Source organism: Halomonas sp. hl-4, from assembly GCF_900215475.1.
Classification (GTDB): Bacteria; Pseudomonadota; Gammaproteobacteria; order Pseudomonadales; family Halomonadaceae; genus Vreelandella.
On record NZ_LT907845.1, the window covers coordinates 623,621 to 643,638 of the forward strand.

At 52.1% G+C, this 20,018-nt stretch carries 22 protein-coding genes; 5 read left to right on the plus strand and 17 right to left on the minus strand.

Annotated elements, in window-relative coordinates; all coding sequences use genetic code 11:
* Positions 1-84 precede the first annotated feature (84 nt).
* Both CPH17_RS03125 and CPH17_RS03130 read left to right on the plus strand, forming a co-directional pair.
* The gene (locus CPH17_RS03125; RefSeq protein WP_074396363.1) at positions 85-1,026 is read left to right on the plus strand and encodes a histone deacetylase family protein; all 942 of its coding nucleotides are present in this window, start codon (positions 85-87) and stop codon (positions 1,024-1,026) included.
* A gap of 64 nt (positions 1,027-1,090) precedes the next feature.
* The gene (locus CPH17_RS03130) at positions 1,091-1,726 is read left to right on the plus strand and encodes a helix-turn-helix domain-containing protein (protein WP_074396362.1); all 636 of its coding nucleotides are present in this window, start codon (positions 1,091-1,093) and stop codon (positions 1,724-1,726) included.
* A gap of 25 nt (positions 1,727-1,751) precedes the next feature.
* Here CPH17_RS03130 and CPH17_RS03135 read toward each other — a convergent pair whose 3' ends face one another.
* The 5 genes from CPH17_RS03135 to CPH17_RS03155 form a co-directional block, all read right to left on the minus strand.
* Positions 1,752-2,078, minus strand: coding sequence for a TusE/DsrC/DsvC family sulfur relay protein (locus tag CPH17_RS03135; protein ID WP_074396361.1), 327 nt, complete (start codon positions 2,076-2,078; stop codon positions 1,752-1,754).
* 23 nt (positions 2,079-2,101) lie between these two features.
* The gene (gene tusB, locus CPH17_RS03140; RefSeq protein ID WP_074396360.1) at positions 2,102-2,392 is read right to left on the minus strand and encodes a sulfurtransferase complex subunit TusB; all 291 of its coding nucleotides are present in this window, start codon (positions 2,390-2,392) and stop codon (positions 2,102-2,104) included.
* A gap of 7 nt (positions 2,393-2,399) precedes the next feature.
* Positions 2,400-2,765 carry a DsrE family protein gene (locus CPH17_RS03145; protein ID WP_074396359.1) on the minus strand — a complete coding sequence of 122 codons (366 nt, stop codon included), beginning with the start codon at positions 2,763-2,765 and terminating at the stop codon, positions 2,400-2,402.
* 8 nt (positions 2,766-2,773) lie between these two features.
* Complete coding sequence (gene tusD / locus CPH17_RS03150) at positions 2,774-3,166, minus strand: sulfurtransferase complex subunit TusD (protein ID WP_074396358.1); 393 nt, start codon at positions 3,164-3,166, stop codon at positions 2,774-2,776.
* 107 nt (positions 3,167-3,273) lie between these two features.
* On the minus strand, positions 3,274-3,954 hold the full coding sequence (locus tag CPH17_RS03155) for a Bax inhibitor-1/YccA family protein (RefSeq protein ID WP_074396357.1): 681 nt from the start codon (positions 3,952-3,954) through the stop codon (positions 3,274-3,276).
* Between the two features lie 160 nt (positions 3,955-4,114).
* On the opposite strand from CPH17_RS03155, the gene CPH17_RS03160 reads away from it, so the two are divergent.
* The gene (locus tag CPH17_RS03160; protein ID WP_074398492.1) at positions 4,115-4,873 is read left to right on the plus strand and encodes a dienelactone hydrolase family protein; all 759 of its coding nucleotides are present in this window, start codon (positions 4,115-4,117) and stop codon (positions 4,871-4,873) included.
* A 50-nt stretch (positions 4,874-4,923) separates the two neighbouring features.
* Here the strand turns inward: CPH17_RS03160 and CPH17_RS20030 are convergent, their stop codons facing one another.
* The 6 genes from CPH17_RS20030 to CPH17_RS03185 form a co-directional block, all read right to left on the minus strand.
* Positions 4,924-5,085, minus strand: coding sequence for a hypothetical protein (locus CPH17_RS20030; protein WP_172822099.1), 162 nt, complete (start codon positions 5,083-5,085; stop codon positions 4,924-4,926).
* A gap of 77 nt (positions 5,086-5,162) precedes the next feature.
* On the minus strand, positions 5,163-6,185 hold the full coding sequence (locus CPH17_RS03165) for a hydrolase (RefSeq protein ID WP_074396356.1): 1,023 nt from the start codon (positions 6,183-6,185) through the stop codon (positions 5,163-5,165).
* Between the two features lie 47 nt (positions 6,186-6,232).
* The gene (locus CPH17_RS03170) at positions 6,233-6,415 is read right to left on the minus strand and encodes a hypothetical protein (RefSeq protein WP_074396355.1); all 183 of its coding nucleotides are present in this window, start codon (positions 6,413-6,415) and stop codon (positions 6,233-6,235) included.
* 95 nt (positions 6,416-6,510) lie between these two features.
* Positions 6,511-8,838, minus strand: coding sequence for a putative bifunctional diguanylate cyclase/phosphodiesterase (locus CPH17_RS20080; RefSeq protein WP_074396354.1), 2,328 nt, complete (start codon positions 8,836-8,838; stop codon positions 6,511-6,513).
* Positions 8,831-9,232, minus strand: a complete 402-nt coding sequence (locus CPH17_RS03180) for a phosphate ABC transporter substrate-binding protein (protein WP_096298250.1) — start codon at positions 9,230-9,232, stop codon at positions 8,831-8,833. Before CPH17_RS03180 ends, CPH17_RS20080 begins: the two co-directional genes overlap by 8 nt.
* Positions 9,233-9,258: 26 nt before the next feature.
* Positions 9,259-10,491: a porin gene (locus tag CPH17_RS03185; RefSeq protein ID WP_082934228.1), complete on the minus strand. Its 1,233-nt coding sequence runs from the start codon at positions 10,489-10,491 to the stop codon at positions 9,259-9,261.
* A gap of 593 nt (positions 10,492-11,084) precedes the next feature.
* Here CPH17_RS03185 and CPH17_RS03190 point away from each other — a divergent pair.
* Both CPH17_RS03190 and CPH17_RS03195 read left to right on the plus strand, forming a co-directional pair.
* A complete protein-coding gene (locus tag CPH17_RS03190; RefSeq protein WP_074396352.1) occupies positions 11,085-12,764 on the plus strand; it encodes a putative bifunctional diguanylate cyclase/phosphodiesterase in 1,680 nt (559 codons plus the stop codon).
* Positions 12,765-13,333: 569 nt separating this feature from the next.
* A complete protein-coding gene (locus CPH17_RS03195) occupies positions 13,334-14,536 on the plus strand; it encodes a tyrosine-type recombinase/integrase (RefSeq protein ID WP_074396350.1) in 1,203 nt (400 codons plus the stop codon).
* On the opposite strand, the gene CPH17_RS03200 is transcribed toward CPH17_RS03195, so the two are convergent.
* The 6 genes from CPH17_RS03200 to CPH17_RS03225 form a co-directional block, all read right to left on the minus strand.
* On the minus strand, positions 14,519-15,664 hold the full coding sequence (locus tag CPH17_RS03200) for a glycerate kinase (protein WP_074396349.1): 1,146 nt from the start codon (positions 15,662-15,664) through the stop codon (positions 14,519-14,521). The two genes, CPH17_RS03195 and CPH17_RS03200, sit on opposite strands and share 18 nt — an antisense overlap.
* Positions 15,639-16,703: a LacI family DNA-binding transcriptional regulator gene (locus CPH17_RS03205; protein WP_074396348.1), complete on the minus strand. Its 1,065-nt coding sequence runs from the start codon at positions 16,701-16,703 to the stop codon at positions 15,639-15,641. Before CPH17_RS03205 ends, CPH17_RS03200 begins: the two co-directional genes overlap by 26 nt.
* Before the next feature lie 75 nt (positions 16,704-16,778).
* Positions 16,779-17,303: a gamma carbonic anhydrase family protein gene (locus CPH17_RS03210; protein WP_074396347.1), complete on the minus strand. Its 525-nt coding sequence runs from the start codon at positions 17,301-17,303 to the stop codon at positions 16,779-16,781.
* A gap of 12 nt (positions 17,304-17,315) precedes the next feature.
* Positions 17,316-18,248, minus strand: coding sequence for a 3-keto-5-aminohexanoate cleavage protein (locus tag CPH17_RS03215; protein ID WP_074396346.1), 933 nt, complete (start codon positions 18,246-18,248; stop codon positions 17,316-17,318).
* Between the two features lie 28 nt (positions 18,249-18,276).
* Positions 18,277-19,212: a 3-hydroxyacyl-CoA dehydrogenase gene (locus CPH17_RS03220; RefSeq protein WP_074396345.1), complete on the minus strand. Its 936-nt coding sequence runs from the start codon at positions 19,210-19,212 to the stop codon at positions 18,277-18,279.
* 19 nt (positions 19,213-19,231) lie between these two features.
* Positions 19,232-20,005, minus strand: a complete 774-nt coding sequence (locus tag CPH17_RS03225) for an SDR family oxidoreductase (protein WP_074396344.1) — start codon at positions 20,003-20,005, stop codon at positions 19,232-19,234.
* Between the last annotated feature and the right edge of the window lie 13 nt (positions 20,006-20,018).

The window sequence follows — 20,018 nt, forward strand, 5'->3', positions numbered from 1 at the left end:
TGCAGCGCGATGTAAGACTTATGGACACTGTCGCGCATCAGTGTGTCGCGATTAAGGTGATGCTATCCATCCTGGAGCGCTTGAATGATCACTGCCTACCTTACTCACCCGGACTGCTTATTGCATCACATGGGACCGGAACACCCTGAAAATCCTCAGCGACTGGAGGCGATCCGAGCGCGTTTAGCGTTATCAGGCCTATTACAGCAAACCATGCAGTCCGATGCCAAGGAGGCGGATGAACTGGCGCTTAGCCGTGTTCACGCTACGCGCCACCTTAACGCCCTCACCAAGTGCCTGCCTGAAGAAGGTATCGTACCGCTTGATAACGATACCTTGATGAACCCGGATAGCCTGAAGGCAGCACGTCTGGCGGCCGGTGCGGTCATCAAGGGAATTGATCAGGTCTTCAAGCGCCAGGCCGACAACGTATTTTGTGCTATTCGTCCACCTGGGCACCATGCTGAAGCGGCCGAGGCAATGGGGTTTTGCTTTTATAACAATATCGCCGTCGGCGCAGCCTATGCCAAAGAACGTTATGGAGCCCAACGAATTGCGGTGCTGGACTTTGATGTTCACCAGTGCAATGGCACCATCGATATTTTCAAGAACGACCCGAGCGTGCTGATCTGCACCAGTTTTCAATACCCGTTCTATCCTTGGCGGTATTTGCGCAGCGAATGGCAGAATGTGGTCAACACGCCTCTAGAAGTCGGCACCGACGGGCCTGAGTTTCGTCGTCTAATTGAAAACCAATGGCTACCGGCGCTACATCGCTTCAAACCAGATTTAGTGCTGATCTCAGCAGGATTTGATGCCCACCGTGACGACCCCATGGGCGATGTGTGCTTAACGGACGAGGATTTTTACTGGGTCACGCATTTGGCGATGGAAATTGCCACGCTGTACGCCGATAACCGGCTGGTCTCATCGCTGGAAGGTGGCTATAACCCAACATCGTTAGCAAGCGGTGTCGAGGCTCACCTGAAAGCCTTGCTGGGTTTACCCTTTTCAGTTGCGCCCTAACCAAACAGCCCTTATGCCACCTATGCTATGATGCGCGTTTTTAACAGACGCTATCGTGACCATTATGACCGCAACTTCGGAAGAGCATGCGGCGTTGCGCATTGCATCGGGATGTAAGCCCTTTGTTGAGCCGCTGCGTCTGGGCGAGCGGCTCAAGCAGATCCGCCTTGCTAACCACTGGACATTGGAAGACGTCAGCCAGCGTACCGGTTTGGCGAGATCCACGCTGTCTAAAATTGAAAACGATCAGGTGTCACCCACCTTTTCAGTGGTGCAAAAGCTGACAACGGGCCTCAATATTGACCTGCCCCAGTTGTTAACACCACCTAAGCGGGAACGTTACACGATGGGGCGACGGGATCTTACCCGCAAAGGCAAAGGCCAGCTGCACCCCACGCCGACCTATGAGCATGAACTTTTAGGCCATCAGCTAGCGCAAAAACGCATGATTCCGTTTAAGACCATTGTTCGGGCGCGGCATTTCGACGAATACCACCAGTGGGTGCGTCACGACGGTGAGGAATTTCTCATTGTTTTACACGGCGATGTGATGCTTTACACCGAATTTTATGCGCCTTTGGTACTGGCCGAAGGTGACAGCCTGTATTTTGACAGTGATATGGGCCACGCATTGATTTCGACCAGCGAGGACGACGCTGTGGTGCTGTCAGTCTGTACCCGCGGGGAAGACCCCAACTGATGTCAATGAAACACCTGAATACGCTTCAAAGGCAGTTGGTGGGTTTGGGAAGCCCCGCAATACGCGCCACCACCTTGGCGGTGCTGCCAGGGAAGAGTCGCATCAGGTAAATAGAGCGGCCTTTGTCATTGCCCAGCGCCTGCTGGGTGGCTTTGACGAGGGGACGCATCGCAGGGGCCATTTCATAGCGCGTATAGAAATTTCGCGCCAGGCGGATGATTTCCCAGTGCTCAGGCGTTAATTCGATCCCTTCATCGTCGGCCAATTGTTCAGCAACGGCTTCCGACCAGTCATTCATCTCGGCCAAGTACCCTTCCGGGTCAAGCGTCACGATAGTGTCGGTATTCTCCATCGGTCTACTCACTCGTTACGAATCTAATACCAGGTGACTGACTGTGCATGTTGCTCAGTCAGTGTTACAAATCCGGCCATGTCCACGGTTGCCAACCTATGATGGGTAGCGGTGCCGGCTAGCCCCCTGGCAACAAGGTCTTCTTCCAGCAAAAACACCGCGTACTCTGTTTGTGTCCAGCAGGGTAAACCCGGGTTTAACGCCGCCGTTACCCCTTCCTCGATCAGCAACAGCGTATCGCCCGCCTGAATGGCCTGCTCGACCTGTTGGGCTACTTCGCTGGTGGGCGCAGTGGTCAAAATATGCAGGATCATGGAACACCTAGAAGTTGAGGATCGGCCGATCTTGGCTAAACAGGGCTTTCACCTGTCCCTCGCTGAGCGGCGTTATACCATCCACCAATGCCTCCAGGGGAAGGTTGAGGTCATCGAGCGTTCGCTGGGGGACGTTTAACTGGTCGATATCATACATCTCAAGCATGTTGATCGTTGGCAGGCTGGCCTTTTGCCCCGGTGCGCCGGCCTGCTGTTCCTTGCACAGTGCCAGAGCCCCCTGCCCCATAAACATCAGCCTGACGGATTGACCAAAGGCGGCAGCTACCAGCGCAGCGTCGAGACCCTCGCGCAGCCAGTTCGAGTTATGGGGAGCATGACGGATGATTACCAGCAGGTCTTCAGATGCGTGCATGATCGGTCTCAACTGGCAAAGGTAATCAAACGATCGCAGCGCTGTTGAAGCGTCAGCAACTGGCCTAACCCCGTCAACTCAAAAGGCGCCGCCAAGTTAAAGGCATCGTGACCATGGCGCGTCGCTTCAGCCTGGCTGACGATTCCACGTCGCAGCGCCGCAGCAATACAGACATCCAGCGTCACAGCGTGTTCTTCGTGTAGCGCCTTCCAGGCATCGCGCAGGTTCAGCTCATCCTGCGGCGGAGTCATTAGCAGTGATGCATTATGAACACCGTCATGATAAAAGAAAACGCCAACAAGCTGGTGTCCTTTGGCAAGCACCGCATGAGCAAACCTGAGCGCCGAATGAGGCGCTGGTTGGCTGTAGGGAGCCCCCATTACTAATAGTCCGTAGTCCATTGCCCTTGCCTATCGTGGTGGCTAATGACATCGCCCATGTAATAAAAAACAGACCCTAATAATAGGGTCTGTTGAGACATGCAGCTCTGCGCCTAACGCCAGATGGGTTAGTCGTTGCTCATAAAGCCGAGCAGCGACAGCAGGCTGATAAACAGGTTGTAGATGGAAACGAAGAGCGTGATGGTCGCCAGAATATAGTTGGTCTCGCCCTGGCGATGAATGATTTCACTGGTTTGGTAAAGAATGGCTGCTGAAGAAAACAGCACAAAACCAGCCGATACCATCAGCGATAGCGCGGGGATATTGAAAATAAGCCCCGCCACCATCGCGAGCACCAGCACAATGGCACCTGCCAGCATAAAGTTGGCAAGGAAGCCAAAGTCTTTCTTCGTTACCAGTGCGACGGCTGAAAGACCGATAAAGGTAACGCCCGTCATTGCCAAGGCGTTCATTATCAACGCGCCGCCATTGGGCAGTGCCAAATAGGCTGACAGGATAGGCCCTAACGTAAAGCCCATAAAGCCAGTGAAGGCAAATGTAGACAGCAGCCCTAACGCTGAGTTGGCCGTTTTATGGACCAGGAACATCAGGCCATAGGCACCGATAAAGAACACGAAGATGTTCATTTGCTGAACGCCCATCGCGACGGAGGCGCCTGCGGTTACCGCAGAGAAGAGTAGCGTCATCGCCAACAGCGCGTAGGTGTTACGCAGCACTTTGTTGGTGCTAACCGAGTTGGCTACACCGCCAGTGGCTGATTGCGCAATATGTGAGTCGTTGTAACTCATGTGTTCATGCTCCGTAATTATCTGTCGAACAATGGACCAGCATGCCGTTACCGAGTTCCAGACGCAAGCCTTTGTCTTCCACGCTAAACATCTTTCTATAATATGTCAGTTTAGCAAGTATTGGCTATGCTTGCTGGACATCTCTCTGGATACCAAAATGATGAAGAAAATTCTACTCCCCTCCTGCGCATTAGCGCTGTTAACGTTGAGTCAAGCGTCACTGGCTTTTTCTCCCGCTGGTGAAAGCATTTCATACACGGTGGATGAAGAAAATTTCGAGGGCTATTTCGTCTCAGGGGGCGACGACGTACAAGGCAGCGTACTTATCATTCATGATTGGGACGGATTGGATGATTACGAGCGTCAACGTGCTGATATGCTCGCTGATCAAGGCTACGATGTATTCGCCGTGGATCTATTTGGTGAGGGTAACCGGCCCCAGGCAGTTGAAGATAAACGAGCCGCCACCAATCGGCTTTACGACGATAGAGAACGGATGCGTGCACTCACGCTGGGCGGCCTGGCGCAGGCAAGAGAAGAAGGCGCCGCCGAGCAAACGGTAATCGCAGGGTACTGCTTTGGCGGTGCAGTGGCGTTAGAAATCGCCCGCTCTGGAGAAGCCGAGGGCATTGCGGCTTACACCAGCTTTCATGGTGGTTTAACAACGCCCGAAGACCAATCTTATTCAAGTGATACCGCGCCTATCTTTATTGCCCACGGGGGAGACGACTCCTCGGTGAGCCTCGACGATGTGGCGACCCTTGCGGATGAGTTGGAAACCGCGGATGTTACCTATGAAGTTGGTATTTATTCCGGCGCGCCACATGCCTTTAGTGTCTTCGGAAGCGATGCCTACCACGAACGTGCCGACCAGCGTTCGTGGGCGGCCTTCAATGACTGGCTGGACGAAATGCTTTAACTATCCGGGTCTTTGGCAGCGCATTGCGCCGCCAAAGATGGTGGTGTACGTTAGCTTTGCACTTCTTTCTCGTCATTTTTCTGCGGTGTGATTTTGACCACCGGCGTTTGACGGGCATCCTGAGGGGAGTTGTAGAGACGCACATCAATGACATGCAGTACTGCTAATTGTGCGAACAGCACAGCAAAACAAACAATCAGACCTTTTAGCATGGTGGTTGTCCATAAGGGCTCCCGATGAGCCTTATAGCTGCATAGTAGTGCAATGCTCCGCCAACACAATCGATATTTCACGCACAGCTTGCTAATTGTTTTGCACCTGACAGCGTAGACGCCAACCATGCTGGCAAGCGTCGTTCCAGATAATAACCAGGTGCCCAGGGCGTGCCCTCAATAAAACCCACATGCCCACCCTGGCGATGAAATTCAAGCGCCACATGAGCCGGTAAGGACGATGGTTGCGGTGCACTTTCAGGGTAAAGAAACGGGTCGTCCTGCGCCTGGATAATCAGGGTCGGTACACTGATCGACGAAACAAAATACAGACTGCTGCATCGCTGGTAGTAATCGGCAGCGCTTGAGAAACCGTGCAGCGGTGCCGTTACCCGTTCATCGAAATCCCAAAGCGTGGCAATACCTCTGAGCGACCCCAAGGCTAAAAGCTTGGCGTACTCGTCAGGGTCGCCATGTATTGCGAACCGCTGGCGTTTATCTACCATGTAGTGGCGTAAGTCGCGCAAAAAGCGCGCCTGGTAAATCTTCGACATCCCCTGGTTAATTCGCTTGGCACTGTGATCCAATCGGAACGGCACCGAGATAGCAGCCGCCGCCTGCAATGGCGTTGCACTGCCCTGCTCGCCCAGGTACTTCAACAGCACATTGCCGCCAAGGGAATAACCAACGGCCGCCAGAGGCCTGCCTGGTTGGCGAGCGGATAGCATTCCAATGACATCGGCTAGATCTTCGCTAACGCCCGAGTGATAGCCGCACGCCAGGCGGTTGGGCTCCCCCGAGCAGCCACGCCAATTCACAGCGACACTCTGCCAGCCTTTCAAAGCGAGCGCTTGCTGTTGTCCTAAAATGTAACGCGATGAAGAACTACCGGTTAGTCCATGCAGCAAAATGACGCACGGCGTGTTGTCGTCACTACGGCCAAACCAGTCGAGATCCACAAAGTCCACATCTCGCAGCGTCATACGCTCTCGCTTACGCGCTAAAGGCAGCCCTGATCGAAAAAAAGGGCTATACAGTGTTTGCGCATGGCCGCCAAGCAGCCATCGGGAAGCAAGAAAGGTGGACATCGACTGCATCATCCATGAAGAAAAGAAGTAATAATGGGAGCGATCAACGCTAAGAGGGATCAGTCATTAACGGTCACGTCTCTTAAATCATCAATGCTCACACCCTCAGGCAACTCTGATTCCGAGCTAGGTACCCACACTGGAGATAGGTCGCTATCTTCTCGACCATCGTCAAAATGGTGGCCGGGCAAACGATATACTACTCGCTGATTATGATGGTCCCAGGCGAAAATGCGGTCCATACATACGTCCTTATTCATAAGCCAGATAATGACTGCCAGTGTAGTACAGAGAGAGTGGACTCAGTAAACAAGTGTGATATCTAACAGTTGGCTTATCAATGATTGTAGAGCGCACGCATCATTAATCCGAACTCTCCAGCTGGTAACGGTTTATTGGCATAAAAACCTTGAAACTGATCACATGAAAGGGAGCGAAGATAGTTAAGCTGCTCTACCGTTTCCACACCTTCAGCAATCACTGTGAGGCTTAATGTTTTGCCTATTTCGATGATTGCCTCCGTCAGTTTTTGATTCTTAGTACAATCGATCATGGCATATATAAATGAACCATCGACCTTGATCGAATCGAGCGGAAAATCTTTCAACCTGGCGAGTGAGGAATAACCGGTACCGAAGTCATCAATTGCAACCCTGACGCCCATTTTTTTAAGTTCTTTGAGAATCCGCACCGTCTGCTTGACGTCATACATCATCATGCTTTCTGTGATTTCCAGCTCAAGTAGTTCAGGCGCCATACCAGTCTCCCGCAGCACGGTATTGATATCGTCGAAAAGGCCTTTATCAAGGAACTGGCGTGCGGAAAGATTCACCGCCATGCTCAATTCTGGAAACCCTTCCTTTTGCCAGGCTACATTTTGCCAACAAGCCGTCTTGAGCAGCCAGCGGCCAATAGGAATGATGAGCCCATTTTCTTCTGCTATAGGTATGAATTCCATGGGCGCCATCAGCCCTAAATCTGGATGTTGCCAGCGTAATAGTGCTTCCATTCCCGTGACCTGACCGTTCATATCCTGCTTTGATTGGTAATAAACTTTAAATTCTTGATTCTGCAGCGCACGGCGCAGGCTCGAGTCCAGGACAAAGCGCTCCAAAGAATCTGAATTCAATGTTTCGGAAGAGAACTGGACATTATTTTTTCCTTTCTCCTTGGCGTAATACATCGCAATATCAGCACTTTTGAGCAGTGATTGCTCGTCTTCCCCGTCTCTAGGGAATAGGGCGACGCCAATACTCACTGTGATGTGAAGTTCCTGGCCCGCTAGCGTGAATGGCACTCTGACAGTCGAAAGAATTTTTTCAGCGACGATTTCCGCTTGTTTGATTGCCTCAATTTCAGGAAGCAACACTACAAACTCGTCCCCGCCCAGGCGCGCTACAACATCGCTTTCACGCACCGCCTCACAGAGGCGCTGCCCCATTTCCTGAAGCAACTCATCGCCAGCGTCATGGCCCAGTGAATCATTGATAATTTTGAAACGATCAAAATCAAGATAAAATAACGCCAATTTTGTGTCGTAGCGACGCGAATGATGCATACCTTGGGTTAGCAACTGGGTGAAGAAGGCGCGGTTGGGCAGCCCAGTGAGGCTGTCATGAAAGGCGAGGTATTCCACACGCTGAGCATGGGCGATACGCTGTTCCATATTGCGAACTTGTGCTCGCTGGAGCTTCCAGCTCAGTCGGCCAAGTAAGGCCAAAACAATTAGAAGCAGAAGGCTTGCCAGCATGGCACGCCACAGGTACGTTTGCTTAAGCTCATTGGCGGCGGCCAAACGCTCAGCTTCAGAGAGCCCAACGACGATGGCGAGGGGGAACTCGAACAGTTCCCTGGCCACGGTATAACGCGGAACCTCATCCCACGGATTAACCGTTACTGCAGCCGATGTTTCAACGTCTCCGCTGTCGGCCAATATGGTTTCGTAATCGACTTTCTGATTCGCACTGATGTGATCGCCAGTCCGTTTGATTCGCAAAATACCATCGGTACCCACTAGGGCCAGCACCCCCTGCTCACCCAGCACCTCTGACTCATAGCTGCTGACGAAATAGCCAGCATGTACCGATACCGTCACTATGACTTCCGAGTCCATATCATCCACTTGTGCACGCCGACTGAAGAATAACTCCCAATCATCAGATTGCTGATTGAACCAAGGTAACCCCACCACCATTTCTTGGGTTTCCTGAGCGAAGCGATAGTAATTATGGATCGCCATATCCGGATGGGCGAGAACCTCTGTGCTAGCAAGCACGTTGCCCCAAGAATCGGTAACGCTAACCGTGAATAAAGACTCAGGCGGTAGCATGCCCCGTGCACGTAAATCTCCCAGTACCGAAGGTGCAGACTGGCCATCGAGGCTGTATAGAACTAGTTTCAGAGTTGTATCAATCTCACGCAGCGCCCGTACTATTTGTGCCTCGTAGGTATCAGCGGTGTCCTCGGCAAGCGCCGCAGCTGTGCGTTCTGCTGACGCTTGCTCCCTGCTAACAAGGTGAAGGGTTGTGGTCCAGATCACCACAAGTGCTATCACCGCAATGCTGGTAAACAAAACGTAGGGTTGGATCAAGCGATCTAACCAACACTGAACAACACTAGGGTCTGAAGACTGCCCATTACGTTTCATTTCATTGTTGTTATTCAATCAACACCACCCGTAGTCTCTCATCAGTGATACTCGAATCGAGATAGCCAATGGCACGTGGTGACGTCGCTATGGTGTTTGCCATAGCGACGTCGTTGGTAACCAGTGGCGGAGGCTGCCCACGGCCAGTGAAGATCAGCTTCGACCTATGCGCCTTGATCTGAGTGGGCGTCATTTCCAAGTAATATCGATAAAACTCGCTATATACAGGTGAGCTCTCCCGCTGGTCGAAAGGCTCCACGGCAGCGCCATTGGAAAAGCGATTCAACCTGCCCAAGTAAATATCTCTGAGCTCAGAGCGCGACAAGGTCTCGGTCGGGTTTTGTGCTGAGACCACTACCACCACTTCAGCCAAGGCGGTGTTAACCATTAGGCTGAAGAGTAGGCCCCACATACTAAATATCCGTCGCATGGGCACCCTTAAAATACAAAGTCGAGCGCGAAGCTGAAGAGGTTGACCGTACCGCCGGGTTCAAACTCCGGCTGGGTGTTAACCAAGAAACCGGGAGATCCTGAATCCAGGTTCATATGGTCGTATTGTGCTTTTAGCGCCATGTTAGGAGTAAAATCCCAACGAACGCCCAACGATAGGCTCTCCTGACGAGGCTGGGATTTCACAATGGACTGTAGGAACGCATCAAGTTCCTCGGTGTAAGGCTGTGACAGACCGGGGTTGGAGGAGCTATTGTGAATACGTTGCTGAGCGTAAGTCAGGTACGGCGTGATGGTTCCGAAGCGGTAGCCGCCGGTGACATACCAACTGCGGCTATCTGCAAACAAACTCCGGCTTTCCATTTGGGTCCATTCTCCCGTTAGGAACCAGTCGCCCGCATCATAACTCGCCCCGAGAGTGAGCACCTCGAAACGTTTGTCATCCAGATCGTAGCGGTTGGCGAGATCATTGCCCTCTGGCCCGAACATCCGATAAATATCGAAAAGGGGATTGAACTCATCAATGGTCAGGCGAGTTTGGCTATAAGCTGCAAAAAAACTGACGCTTCCACGTTCCAGCGTATTGCTGATCGTCAGCCCTTCCCTGGCCTGGGCTTCGCCCTTGGACCAGCCGCCGTTTCCGTCGGCAAAAGGAAATGCCTTGTCGGCTTGGCCGTAAGTAGCCTGAAGAGTATTGGTGAAGTCATCGAAGCGGAACCGATAGGCAGCATCAATACCATCAACGTTGGAGACGGGTACGGTGCGGTAGACTTCTTCAGGAGGTCGGATCCAGGGTATCGCGTATCCCACTTTGCGATACTCTGAATTCATGAAGGTAGGCAACACTACACGGCCCGCTCTAAGGCTCAGCTCAGGAGTTATATCGAACTTGACATTAGCCCACTCAATATCTGGCGTGTAGTGGCCTTTATAGTCCTGCTCTACTATTACCTGCAGAACGCTTGACCACTGTGGTGCAAGGTTAGCGGTAAGTTGCAATCCGAGACGACTATCGACCTCCGCACTCCACTCGTTCTTGTGCCCTGCCCCCTTGGGCACAAAAATGTTGGAAACGAACGTTGCCTGGTCTTCATCAGAATGAACTATGCCGAGCGTGCCAAAACCGTCAAATGAGACACTGGGAGTATCGCCTCCATGCGCCTTTACGTCAGTCACAGAAAGGACCAATGCAACCGCCAGCGCGCTTTTTCGCTTATCCAAAGTTCATCCTTCGCCATCAGCGTTGCCGTATCACAAAAGGTCGGGGTGCCACGAGTAACGTGGTCTGCCATATCCTTAGCAACACCGCTATCCCTCACGACGCTATATGCATCTATGCTAGTTATCGGCAATACTTAAGATTACTTTAAGGGGCAGAAGATGCTTTGTAGTAATTTGTTGCGTTCTCGGTAATGTTTTCGTCCATCGGGAATTTTCGGCAGCACTCTGATTAAGGTTTGCAACGCAGGAAAGTAACGACCTCGTCAAAAAGGGCTGTTTCCCGTTAAATTCGTCTCTATAACATTCGCCTATGACGATACCCCTTCGCTATCGACAAGCCCGAGCTCCTTTAAAACCCTCCCTCGTTTGAGCAGCAGCGGCCCTGTTGTACGGGCTTGACCAGTGAATCAAAGAAGGTTGCTTCATCTTAGGGGAGCGTTGACGCGGCCAAGAATACTGTTGAGCGCTTGGCATTATTATCGATAACAAAACCTGATACGGTAAAAACCTTTCTAGGGATAAACTTCTCAGCACCTGTCCGTAATGGGGCCCGTCGGGAAAATAATCATTAAACGGTATGGGAGTGTTGGCTTATGGCACGGCAGGCGTCGACGTGGCTCTTAGGTGTGAGGGAAAGAAAGACTTCATCGTCTTTTCTTCTGGTGGTTTTGTGCTGCATAGGCATATTGCTTTCCGCAGGAGCCTTGCTTGTAAATCTTACCGGTGGCACACCAAACGAGAATGCCCACTTCATGTATGTGCCTATTTTTCTGGCTGCCGCCATCTACGGAATCGTGGGTGGTGTGGTTGCCGGATTATTCGCGGGGTTGATGCTGGGGCCCGTTATTGGCGGAAACATAGACAGCATAAGTACGATCATAACCACCTGGGGTGTGCGCGCGCTCTGGTTCATGGCGATTGGTGCCAGCTCTGGATTATTGATCCAGATAATTAACTTCCTGAGCAATGAACAACGAAAAAAAGTGTTGCATGACCCTTCGACAGGACTACCCAATCAGGCAGCTTTGATTGAAGACCTTGCCGCTCAAATTACTCCGGAATCTCTTGAGAAAACGCCAATTGCCGTCGTCCTGATTCGTGCCACTGACCACAATGAGTTTGTTGAGGTGTTTGGTATTGAAGAAGGTGATCGAATTATCTACACGGTCAGCCAGCAACTAAATCAATCTTGCCCTGAAGTCCAGAAGAGTTACCGCTTCGGTACTTCTGAGTTAGCCCTGATCGTTGATTATAAAAATGATGAAGACCTCAAGCGTGTTTCTCATTTATTGCATGCTGCCGCCTCGGCGACCTTTATTGTCGATGATGTACCGGTGCGAATCGAACCGGCGTTAGGGTTCGGACATGTACATAATGAGACGGACGTAACGCGTCACCCGCTGGAAATCGTTCGGCGAGCCCGTGTAGCCCTTGAAAAGGCCGTAACTCTGGAACGGCAAATGATGAGCTATGAGCCTGATTTTGATACGGCTAATCGAGATTCGCTCGAACTGATCGCCCGAGCGGAGAAAGGGCTCAAAGCCGGAGAGTTCGAGCTCCACTACCAACCCAAATTGCGGCTGGCTGACCGACATCTTGCCGGTGTAGAGGCATTGATACGCTGGCGGCGCCCGAACGGAGAAATAGTACCACCAGGCATGTTTATGCCTAAACTCGAGAGAACAAGCCTGATTGATGCGTTCAGCTTATTTGTCATCCAGATCGGAATCGAATATGCCCGTTCCGGGCTGTTGGTCCCGGTAAGTATAAACCTTACCCCGCGTAACCTGACTAACGATAGCCTGGTTGACGCGCTGATTGACAGTCTGCATGAATCGGGCGTGCCACCTGAATACATCGAAGTAGAAATCACTGAATCGGGGCTGATGCAAGAACCAGAGTCAACAATCAGGGGGCTTGGTCGCCTCCGAGATCACGGTATCGGCGTGAGTATCGACGACTTCGGCACGGGCTACGCCTCTTTCGCCTACCTGCGCAAGCTACCGGTCACGGGACTGAAAATCGACCGGGAATTCATCAGGCTACTCGAAGACGATGCCAAGACTCGACGTCTGGTCCTCGCAATGATTGAAGCAGGCCATGCCCTCGATCTTACTGTCACGGCTGAGGGTATAGAGACTGAGCAACAGGCCAATATCCTTACTGAGTTCGGTTGCGATCTCGGCCAGGGTTTTCTCTGGAGCCCGGCCCTGGAGGAAAGCGTGCTCTGTCAGCGGATGGCCTCCCTAGATTTCAACCATTCTTCTTCGTGATGTTATGGAATAAATGGGTGGCATACTGCTGGCAGGTGGAAGGGCGATACAAGCAATGCTGGTGAGCCATTTCCCTCTGGCCAGCGCACTTACGAGAACGCTACTGAATGGCTCTATGAAGGCCTACCATTGATGGACGTCAAAGAGGTGCTTGGGCACTCAACGATCAAGATGACTGAGAAATATGCCCACCTGGTTCCCCACCTTGCACGCGATGCGCTCAACCAACTGGGGAATCGCTCAGTACGGAGCACGCCGGCAGAGGTCGTCGAACATTCCCAGACACAATCTGGACACACTGAAAGACCGGTGCATTTAATTGAAGGCATGCTTAGAAGGAAACGGAGGAAATATAAACGATAAAAGCCCCGTAAAAACGGGGCTTTTATGTCGTGTTGGCGGAGGGACAGTCCGTTATTTTTATGTCTATCGCCATTTCATAATGACTATTAACAACATATAAATCATTAAGTTGCATTGCCTTTCTGTCTACCGAAGTCTATGGTGATCTATAATATATGGGGGACTACTTGGGGGACTGCCCAAGCCTTAGCTTAGGGGATAAGACCATGGCAATACACAAACTGAGTCCACGCAAGGTAGCTACTGCAGCCCCTGGCAAACATGAAGATGGTGGAGGGCTACGCCTTGTGGTTTCTGAAGGCGGGGCAAAAAAGTGGGTGCTCAGGTTTACCTTTCACAGTAAACGCCGAGAAATGGGGCTTGGCAGCTTCCCTGATACAAGCTTGGCTGAGGCTCGCAGCAAAGCTGAAAATTTCAGAAAGTTGGCCAAGGATGGCATTGACCCCATCCATGCTCGCGAGCTTGAAAAACAGGAACAATCTACACCGACGTTTATAAATTGTGCTGCACGGTATATCCAGTCACACCGTCGCAGTTGGCGTAATGCTAAGCATGCACGCCAGTGGGTGAGCACATTAAAAACCTATGCGCGACCAGTCATCGGTGACCTACCCATTGATGAAGTAACTACCCAAGATGTTCTCAAAATATTGACACCCATTTGGACGGTAAAAAATGAAACAGCTAAGCGTGTACAGGGCCGTATTGAAAACGTACTAGATTTTGCGGCTGCTCACGGCTACCGAGAGCCCATCAATCCCGCACGCTGGCGTGGGCATCTTGATAAGCTATTGGCAAAGCCATCAAAGGTTCAGAAGGTTACTCATCACCCTGCCATGCCTTACGACCAAGTGGCTGACTTCATGGAAGCTGTTAAAGATTTCAATAGCATGTCATCAAAAGCACTGCAGCTGTTGATTTTAACCGCGACACGAACATCAGAAGTCCTGAATGCTGAGTGGCATGAAATTGACCTTAATAACGCCACATGGACGATTCCTGCTGAACGTATGAAAGCTATGCGTGAACATCGGATACCCCTTTCCTCTCAGGCTTCGCAATTGCTTTCCGATTTGCCACAAGTCAAAGGGAATTCGTATGTGTTTCCAGGCATGAGGGCTGGGCGCCCTCTTTCGAATATGTCTCTACTGCAATTTATGAGAGGAATTGGCTATGGGCAAAGTGGCGAAAAAGGTAACTATGTTCCGCACGGCTTTCGCTCTAGTTGTCGTGACTGGACCGGCGAAGTCACTAGTTATCCTCGGGATGTTGCCGAGATGGCGCTGGCGCACTCTATCGAAAATAAGGTTGAAGCGGCCTATCGCCGTGGTGACCTGTTTGAGAAGCGGCGTAAGATGATGCAGGAGTGGGCTAATTACATCGCGTCAACTTTAAATAAATCGTTGTAATACTGATTGGAACAAGCGTAATGCACTTTCGCTTCGATCTGATAGCAGCTCAGCACAGCGTAAAAGTGCCTCATCTAGTCCCATAGGTCCATCGGCTAAGGACATGGCAGCAGTAACGCCTTCGTTGTAAGCAGACTGCCATCCTTCACCAAGGCTACCCGCCAGCACCACTACTGGCACTCCCATTTCCCTTGCGCAGCGAGCAATACCAATAGGTGTTTTCCCTGACATGCTCTGACCATCCAGCCTCCCCTCACCTGTAATGACCAAGTCTGCATACTCAAGTCGTTGCCGAAACCCCACCTGATGCATTACCAGTTCAATACCTGGACGCAGCTCTGCCCCGAGAAAGGTGCGTGCTGCAAAGCCCATCCCTCCGGCTGCCCCTGAACCAGGTAATTCACGGAAGTCGCCTCCCTGAGCCTCAGCTACCTTGTCTGCGAAATGTGCAAGCGCAGCATCCAGCATGACGACATTTTTGTCGCTAGCGCCTTTTTGGGGACCGAACACTACACTGGCGCCGTGTTCACCAACTAGCGGATTATCTACATCCACGGCCGTCTCAAAGATCACCTCTGACAGGCGCGAATCTAGGCCTTCAAGCTCCACTCGAGCAAGATTGGTCAGAGCCGCCCCGCCCGGTGGCAAAGGTCGTCCTTGATCATCAAGCAATTTTGCCCCCAAAGCCTGCAACATGCCTGCGCCCGCGTCATTGGTCGCACTCCCCCCAAGCGTGAGTATTACGCGCTCTGCATCAGCGTCCATGGCGGCGAGAATCATCTCACCTACCCCATGCGTGGAACTATGCAATGCCGTGCGTTCAAGAGGTGTCAGATGCTGAAGCCCAGATGCCTCAGCTAGCTCAATATAGGCTGTACGATTGACGGAGTGCCAGCCCCACTCTGCTTGCCGAGGTCGACCTAGGGGATCATTCACCTTCTGATAACGTCGCTCCGCTCCCGTCGCACCAATCAGAGCATCTAAAGTTCCTTCTCCACCATCCCCCATCGGGCAAGCATCCCACTGTGCAGAGGGTAATGCTCTCCGAATGCCGTCAGCGATCGCGCTGACGGCTTCCCTAGCCGATAATGCATCTTTATAGCTATCGGGCGCTACGATGATGCGCATCACTCGGCTCCTTTAGATTCTCTTTGGAATGGCGAATTGACCGCCGGGTACTGTTGCGCAGCATCGGTGTCACCGGGAGCATGATATGTTCTGGAGCAGTGTCAATCTGGTTGATCTGCGCCATCAATAACTCAGTAGCCTTTGACGCCATCAATTCGACTGGCTGTTTCAGCGTCGTCAGAGAATGACTCGGCCAAGCCGCCATCGGCACATCGTCAAAACCAATAACCGAAACGTCATCGGGTACTGCAAGACCAAATTCATGACGCAAAGTATCAATAGCTGCGATTGCCATCAGGTCATTTGCACAAAAAAGTGCATCGGGTTGTGACGAATTGGCAAACAGCCGTCTCGTCGCATGGCAGGCATCTGCATAGCGGTAGTTACCAATTTCCGCTGCGTGGCAGGCTAACCCCTCGTCGGCGAGCCCTTCTAGAAAGCCAGCTTTGCGTTGGAGATCGGTGGAAGAGTCTGGCAATCCTGCCAAATAGGCAATGCGGCGATGACCAAGTGAGGCAAGGTAATGGCCTGCCCAATAACCCCCGCTGTGGTTGTCGCTGCCGACCTGGCTGATGCCATCAAAGTTGACGGTACGGTTGATCACAACGAAAGGTATACCAAAATCCGCCACCTCTTCGGCTTGAGCGCTGTCCAGAGTAATAGCCAACATCAAAACACCCTCCACTTGGCTTCTGATAATGTCGTCGATTACTGTGGCGAAACCGCTATCTGATGGAGCGAAGAAAAGCTGAAGATGGTACCCCTGTTGCTGAAAATAGCGTGACGCTTTTTCCAACATGAAACTGTAAAAAGGGTTTTCGAGACTGTAAGTCACCACAGCAATGGTACGACTCGACCTGGTGATCAGCGAACGTGCAATAGAGTTGGGGCGATACCCCAGTTCCCGAGCTGCCTGCATTACCTTTTTGCGGGTTTTCTCCGCTACCTTGGCATTAGGCGAAAAGCTGCGACTCACTGCTGATTGCGACACACCAGCAAGCTTCGCCACATCGCGGGAGGTTACGGATTTTCTTTTCATGCATCACGCTCTCAGAGGGCCAACTAGTGTTAGACAGCCCGATTCACCAGAACCAAAGGCGGTGGCTTACCGCCCTCACTCGCACAGCTTTTCAAGTGACCGATACTGATCGATCTTTTTCACGTAAACCGTGCTGTTATCTAATGCGCCTTGCACTTCTTCATCGGTAAGCTCTCTGACCACCTTAGCGGGTACACCCACAATTAACGAGCGCGGAGGAAATCGTTTGCCTGAGGTGACTAGAGCCCCTGCACCGATGATGCAATGATCACCAATCTCAGCACCGTTAAGTAGCGTGGCGTTCATGCCCACTAGTACGCCGTCGCCAACTTTACAACCATGTAGCATGGCTAGGTGGCCAACAGTTACCTGACAACCGATGTTGACTGGATGTCCGGGATCGGTGTGTACCACACAGCCATCCTGCAAATTACTCCCATCTCCAACGCTGATAGGTTCATTATCTCCGCGTAGCACAGCGCCAGGCCAGACAGATACTTTATTGGCAAGATGAACACGCCCAATCAGCGTAGCTTCTTCCATCACCAAGGCGCCCGACGCTATGTCGGGAGTGTTGCCTTCAAGTCGATACACTGGCATTTGATAACCTCCTTAGAAGCCGACTTGGTCGGCTCCTTTAAGCTGAAGCATTTCTCGTGCTTCTTCGGGCGTTGCTACTTCAAAGGAAAGACCCTCGAGTATTTCGCGAACTTTGGCTACTTGATCTGCGTTGCTTTCAGCTAGCTTTCCGGGGGAAAGCCATAGCGAATCTTCAAGACCGACGCGTACATGGCTCCCAATGGCCGTCGCTTGAGCGGCAATACGCATCTGGTTACCTCCGGCACCCAGAACCGACCATTCGTAGTCGTCTCCGAATAGGCGGTTGGCGGTTCGGCGCATATGCATAACATCCTCAGGGTGGGGGCCGATACCGCCCAGGATGCCAAACACACTTTGCACAAACACTTTTCCGCTAATAATGCCACGGTCCATCAGATTGCGTAGATTGTAGAGATGGCCAATATCGTAGCATTCGCACTCAAATCGGGTGCCGTTCTTTGCACCAAGCGTCATGGCCTTTTCGATATCAGCAAAAGTGTTCTTGAAGACCAGGTCACGACTATTCTCTAGATGGGCACGCTCCCATTCGTACTCGAGATTTTCATAGCGGTTGAGCATGGGGAACAGCCCAAAGTTGATCGACCCCATGTTCATAGAGGCAAGCTCGGGTTTGAACTCCATGGCTGGCCTCATGCGTTCTTCCACGGTCATATGCGGGCTGCCACCAGTGGTAAGATTGATGACCGCATCGGTGGCTTTCTTGATACGCGGTAGAAAGCGCTCGTAGATCGCTGGATCTTGTGTGGGCTTACCATTATTAGGATCGCGGGCATGAAGGTGAAGTATGGAAGCGCCCTCCTCAGCAGCAGCAATGCCGGCCTCGGCAATTTCCTCAGGTGTCACCGGCAGGTGTGGAGACATGGACGGCGTATGGATGGCACCGGTTACGGCGCAGGTAATGATGACTTTGCGCTTGTTAGCCATTGAAAGTCTCTCCTTGCAAGATCAAAAATTATTGGGTCTCGATATGACGCTGATGCGCCATCAATGCCATTAGGCGGCGGTCGCGCCAAGCTTGCCGCTTTGCTAGGCCTTCGGAAGGTAGCTGCTCTCGTCGTTCCTGTCCTAGGGCAGCCAGGGTGGTGACATCCCAGGGGTCATCATCCCCGCGCTGTCGGTCGACATCGCGGTAAAGTGGGCCATAGCGATCGCCATAATCTACGACTCCGTTAGGCGCATTAAGGTCGATGGTTTCGAATGGCCCCATAAACGACCAGCGCAGTCCAAGACCGTGTTTGACAGTCTTGTCCAGATCCTCAGCGGAAACATAGCCATCACGAAACAAGCGTAACGATTCGTTCAGTAATGCGCCTTGCAAACGATTGAGTATGAAGCCTTGAATTTCCTTGCGAACCAGGATTGGGGTCTGCTGCGCTTCTTCCATCAATTGCATGGTGCTGTTAACCGATACTTCCGAAGTAGCGGGTGATGGGGCTACTTCAACTAAAGGAATCAAGTAAGGTGGATTGACAGGATGGGCTACCAAGCAGCGCGCAGGGTGTTTCAGGTGATCCGTGAACCGGGACGCGGAGATACCGGAGGTGGAACTAGCCAGCACGGTATCTGGCGCTACCACCGACTCAAGCTCGTTATAAATACGCCGTTTGGCAGCAACGTCTTCTGGCCCACATTCCTGAACGTATTCAACACCCATCATGGCGTGTGCGAGGTCACTTTCTGTCTGAATGAGGGATAGAGGTGCCTCAACGTCCTCGATCAAGCCCACCTGTTGTAAGTCCTGAAGAGATTGACGAATAGCGTCTCGGGCTTGGTCCAGAGCATTAGCATCAACGTCATACAGGCATACAGTCATACCGCTTCGGGCAAAAACAATGGCCCAAGCGCGACCAATCAAGCCTGCGCCGATTATTCCTATACGTGCTGTCATGGGATGGCTCCTATATCGGTCACAAAGATTCGACGTTGGCACAGACACTCAGCGCCTGACCCGAAATATTGGTGCCCCCCGGAGCTGACAGGAACAGAGCCATAGCCGCAATATCGGAAGGCTCGACCATGCGTCGCATGGATATCTTGGAAAGATTTTCCTGTTCCATTTCGGCATAGCTGAGCCCGCGCTTGGCCGCTCGGTCTTCAATGACCTTTTCGATACGTGGCCCACGCACGATGCCGGGTAAAATTGCGTTGACTCTCACTCCCTCTGGGCCGAGCTCGCTAGCCAAGCTCTTGGTCAGGCCGACCACAGCCCATTTGCTGGCGGCATAAGGCGTACGGTAGGCGAAGCCCAGGCGGCCTGCGACCGAAGCCAGGTTGATAAGCAGTCCCTGGCTTTCCTTCAGTAACGGCGTCGCCCGGTGAGCAACCCGGTACTGACCATTGAGATTGATGTCGATGGTGCGGGTCCAGGTGTCATTGTCGATCTCATCGATCCCCCCGGTTGGCCCCGCGATGCCGGCATTATTAACCACAACGTCAAGCCCACCCAGAGAGGCGACATCTTGGAACAGCCGGTTGATGTCTTCTTCTAGGCTGACATCAGCCACAGTGTGTGATATTCCCTCGGGCAGCGAGGCCAATGCTTGGGTGTCGATATCACATACGTGCACTTGTGCACCTGCTTCCTTGAAGGCCTTGGCTATTGCCAAGCCGATGCCATTGGCGCCTGCTGTAATCAGCACTCTTAGGCCATAGCGCGGTGTCAGGCTTTCTAAGACGGTCATAGAGTTTTCTCCT